Annotated in this window: 2 tRNA genes and 2 rRNA genes; all 4 read left to right on the top strand. The window is 54.7% G+C overall.

The window, feature by feature from the left end:
- Positions 1–14: 14 nt before the first annotated feature.
- The 4 genes from AC1RRS_RS24855 (at position 15) to AC1RRS_RS24840 (ending at position 4,921) form a co-directional block, all read left to right on the top strand.
- A 16S ribosomal RNA gene (locus AC1RRS_RS24855) occupies positions 15–1,498 on the top strand.
- A gap of 175 nt (positions 1,499–1,673) precedes the next feature.
- Positions 1,674–1,750, top strand: a tRNA-Ile gene (locus tag AC1RRS_RS24850).
- A gap of 67 nt (positions 1,751–1,817) precedes the next feature.
- Positions 1,818–1,893: transfer RNA gene (locus AC1RRS_RS24845), tRNA-Ala, on the top strand.
- A 242-nt stretch (positions 1,894–2,135) separates the two neighbouring features.
- Positions 2,136–4,921 (top strand): 23S ribosomal RNA (locus AC1RRS_RS24840).
- The 16S and 23S rRNA genes sit together here with 2 tRNA genes alongside, the layout of an rRNA operon.
- Positions 4,922–4,977 lie beyond the last annotated feature (56 nt).

The following is a 4,977-nucleotide window of genomic DNA, read 5'->3' as shown; positions in this document are numbered from 1 at the left end:
AGTCAATGTCAACTCAACCTGAGAGTTTGATCCTGGCTCAGAGCGAACGCTGGCGGCAGGCCTAACACATGCAAGTCGAACGGATCCTTCGGGATTAGTGGCGGACGGGTGAGTAACACGTGGGAACGTGCCCTTTGGTTCGGAACAACTCAGGGAAACTTGAGCTAATACCGGATGTGCCCTTCGGGGGAAAGATTTATCGCCATTGGAGCGGCCCGCGTCTGATTAGCTAGTTGGTGAGGTAAAGGCTCACCAAGGCTACGATCAGTAGCTGGTCTGAGAGGATGATCAGCCACATTGGGACTGAGACACGGCCCAAACTCCTACGGGAGGCAGCAGTGGGGAATCTTGCGCAATGGGCGAAAGCCTGACGCAGCCATGCCGCGTGAATGATGAAGGTCTTAGGATTGTAAAATTCTTTCACCGGGGACGATAATGACGGTACCCGGAGAAGAAGCCCCGGCTAACTTCGTGCCAGCAGCCGCGGTAATACGAAGGGGGCTAGCGTTGCTCGGAATTACTGGGCGTAAAGGGAGCGTAGGCGGACTGTTTAGTCAGAGGTGAAAGCCCAGGGCTCAACCTTGGAATTGCCTTTGATACTGGCAGTCTTGAGTACGGAAGAGGTATGTGGAACTCCGAGTGTAGAGGTGAAATTCGTAGATATTCGGAAGAACACCAGTGGCGAAGGCGACATACTGGTCCGTTACTGACGCTGAGGCTCGAAAGCGTGGGGAGCAAACAGGATTAGATACCCTGGTAGTCCACGCTGTAAACGATGAGTGCTAGTTGTCGGCAGGCATGCCTGTCGGTGACGCAGCTAACGCATTAAGCACTCCGCCTGGGGAGTACGGTCGCAAGATTAAAACTCAAAGGAATTGACGGGGGCCCGCACAAGCGGTGGAGCATGTGGTTTAATTCGAAGCAACGCGCAGAACCTTACCACCTTTTGACATGCCTGGACATCCGGAGAGATCCGGCCTTCCCTTCGGGGACTGGGACACAGGTGCTGCATGGCTGTCGTCAGCTCGTGTCGTGAGATGTTGGGTTAAGTCCCGCAACGAGCGCAACCCTCGCTGTTAGTTGCCATCATTAAGTTGGGCACTCTAACAGGACTGCCGGAGTTAATCCGGAGGAAGGCGGGGATGACGTCAAGTCCTCATGGCCCTTACAAGGTGGGCTACACACGTGCTACAATGGCGACTACAGAGGGCTGCAATCCCGCGAGGGGGAGCCAATCCCTAAAAGTCGTCTCAGTTCGGATTGTTCTCTGCAACTCGAGAGCATGAAGTTGGAATCGCTAGTAATCGCGGATCAGCATGCCGCGGTGAATACGTTCCCGGGCCTTGTACACACCGCCCGTCACACCATGGGAGTTGGCTTTACCCGAAGGCGCTGCGCTAACTCGCAAGAGAGGCAGGCGACCACGGTAGGGTCAGCGACTGGGGTGAAGTCGTAACAAGGTAGCCGTAGGGGAACCTGCGGCTGGATCACCTCCTTTCTAAGGATGCCTCTCCAGCTTCGGCTATTGAGGCTCCGATTAGTGCGCTAGACGCACACAAATGAGCGGATCGCCGCCGTCTTCGTTTCTCTTTCCACTTGTTCTGGGCCGTCGAGGTTCAGAGCACGATCGCGAGCCCTGGAGCGGATCATCTGATCCGATCTGAGCGGCCTATGGGCCCGTAGCTCAGTTGGTTAGAGCGCACGCTTGATAAGCGTGAGGTCATAAGTTCAAGTCTTATCGGGCCTACCACTCTTTCCAAACATACGGACCGCAACCGACCAGGCTCCCCTGGGCAAGCAACTCACACGCAGTGTGAGGGGCCATAGCTCAGTTGGTAGAGCGCCTGCTTTGCAAGCAGGATGTCGTCGGTTCGAATCCGTCTGGCTCCACCATGCTTTGTTGGATGTTCGCACATCGCCTTCGCTCAAGCAGCGAAGCGGTAGCGAAGGCGATGAAGCAAATCGCGATCGAGGATATCAAGTTTGCAACTGGCTTAGGCCAGCCTGCGAAGTGACATCGTGAAGGCAGGGTTCAGCCGCTTAGGTTGGACTTAAGAAGACATCATTGTCTGACAAATTGTAGAGCGCATGCTCTCCGGTCCCTAGACCGGAAGCGCATGGGTTTTGCTGAGAACGATCAAGCGCATAAGGGCTTCTGACGGATGCCTTGGCATTGAGAGGCGATGAAGGACGTGGCACGCTGCGATAAGAGCCGGGGAGGCGCGAGCACCCTTTGATCCGGCTATCTCCGAATGGGGAAACCCACCTTTACGGTCACCCGACTTAGCTTTGCTTCGGCAAGGCCAGGATCGGTTGGTCGGAAGAGGTATAATGATCTGAATACATAGGGTCATTAAGCAAACCCGGGGAACTGAAACATCTCAGTACCCGGAGGAAAGGACATCAACCGAGACTCCCGTAGTAGTGGCGAGCGAACCGGGACCAGGCCAGTGCTGTCGTGACATAAAGCTGAACGAGCTGGGAAGCTCGGCCATAGTGGGTGATAGCCCCGTAAGCGTCAAATAGCGACAGACTCGAGTAGGGCGGGACACGTGAAATCCTGTCTGAACATGGGGGGACCACCCTCCAAGCCTAAGTACTCCTCAATGACCGATAGCGAACAAGTACCGTGAGGGAAAGGTGAAAAGCACCCCGACAAGGGGAGTGAAACAGATCCTGAAATCGGAAGCCTACAAGCAGTCGGAGCCACCGCGCGTGGTGACGGCGTACCTTTTGTATAATGGGTCAGCGACTTCATGTGCCGTGCAAGCTTAAGCCGTTAGGTGTAGGCGCAGCGAAAGCGAGTCTGAATAGGGCGAATAAGTACGTCGCATGACGACCCGAAACCAGGTGATCTATCCATGAGCAGGTTGAAGGTTGGGTAACACCAACTGGAGGACCGAACCGGTGAATGTTGAAAAATTCTCGGATGACTTGTGGATAGGGGTGAAAGGCCAATCAAACCTGGACATAGCTGGTTCTCCGCGAAAACTATTTAGGTAGTGCCTCAGACGGACTCCTCGGGGGGTAGAGCACTGAATGGATGCGGGCGGCGCGAGCTGTACCAATTCTAATCAAACTCCGAATACCCGAGAGAGATATCTGGGAGACACACGGCGGGTGCTAACGTCCGTCGTGAAAAGGGAAACAACCCTAACCATCATCTAAGGCCCCCAAGTACTGGCTAAGTGGGAAACGATGTGGGTTTGCTTTGACAACCAGGATGTTGGCTTAGAAGCAGCCATCATTTAAAGAAAGCGTAACAGCTCACTGGTCAAGCGAACCTGCGCGGAAAATGTAACGGGGCTCAAGCCAGTCGCCGAAGGTATGGGTTTGCACTTTGTGCAAGCGGTAGCGGAGCGTTCCGTAAGCCGATGAAGGTGAGGCGTGAGCCTTGCTGGAGGTATCGGAAGTGAGAATGCTGACATGAGTAGCGATAAAGAGGGTGAGAGACCCTCTCGCCGAAAACCCAAGGGTTCCTGCGTAAAGCTAATCTGCGCAGGGTTAGCCGGCCCCTAAGGCGAGGCGGAAACGCGTAGTCGATGGGAACCAGGTAAATATTCCTGGGCCAGTTGGAAGTGACGGATCTGGTAAATTGTCAGTCCTTATTGGATTGGTTCTGGCAGTGAACAGGTCCCTGGAAATAACTCCAACGGAGACCGTACCCGAAACCGACACAGGTGGGTAGGTAGAGTATACCAAGGCGCTTGAGAGAACTGTGCTGAAGGAACTCGGCAAATTGCACGCGTAACTTCGGGATAAGCGTGACTCTTCTTTGGGCAACCAGAAAAGAGTGGCACAAGCCAGGGGGTAGCGACTGTTTATCAAAAACACAGGGCTCTGCGAAGCCGCAAGGCGACGTATAGGGTCTGACGCCTGCCCGGTGCCTGAAGGTTAAAAGGAGGGGTGCAAGCTCTGAATTGAAGCCCAGGTAAACGGCGGCCGTAACTATAACGGTCCTAAGGTAGCGAAATTCCTTGTCGGGTAAGTTCCGACCTGCACGAATGGCGTAACGACTTCCCCACTGTCTCCAGCACAGGCTCAGCGAAATTGAATTCCCCGTGAAGATGCGGGGTTCCCGCGGTCAGACGGAAAGACCCTATGAACCTTTACTGCAGCTTCGCCTTGGCGTTAGCAATAACATGTGTAGGATAGGTGGGAGGCTATGAAACTTGGGCGCCAGTCCGAGTGGAGCCATCCTTGAAATACCACCCTTATTGTTGTTGACGTCTAACCGCGGCCCGTTATCCGGGTCCGGGACATGGCGTGGCGGGCAGTTTGACTGGGGCGGTCGCCTCCCAAAGTGTAACGGAGGCGCGCGATGGTGGGCTCAGACCGGTCGGAAATCGGTCGTCGAGTGCAATGGCATAAGCCCGCCTGACTGCGAGACTGACAAGTCGAGCAGAGACGAAAGTCGGCCATAGTGATCCGGTGGTCCTGCGTGGAAGGGCCATCGCTCAACGAATAAAAGGTACTCTAGGGATAACAGGCTGATTTTGCCCAAGAGTCCATATCGACGGCAAAGTTTGGCACCTCGATGTCGGCTCATCACATCCTGGGGCTGGAGCAGGTCCCAAGGGTTCGGCTGTTCGCCGATTAAAGTGGTACGTGAGCTGGGTTCAGAACGTCGTGAGACAGTTTGGTCCCTATCTGCCGTGGGTGTACGAGACTTGAGAGGATCTGTCCCTAGTACGAGAGGACCGGGATGGACACACCTCTGGTGGACCTGTCATGGCGCCAGCTGTGCAGCAGGGTAGCTAAGTGTGGAATAGATAACCGCTGAAAGCATCTAAGCGGGAAACTAACCTCAAAACAAGGTCTCGCTGAGAGCCGTGGAAGACCACCACGTTGATAGGCCGGGTGTGGAAGTGCGGCGACGCATGGAGCTTACCGGTACTAATAGCTCGATAGGCTTGATCGTTCTTCAGTCAAACCCATGAAGCTCTACAAAGCCTCATACAATGATGTCTTCTTCAA

Source organism: Caulobacter sp. GW821-FHT12A07 (assembly GCF_058807655.1).
This window is presented reverse-complemented; position numbering and strand designations above follow the sequence as displayed.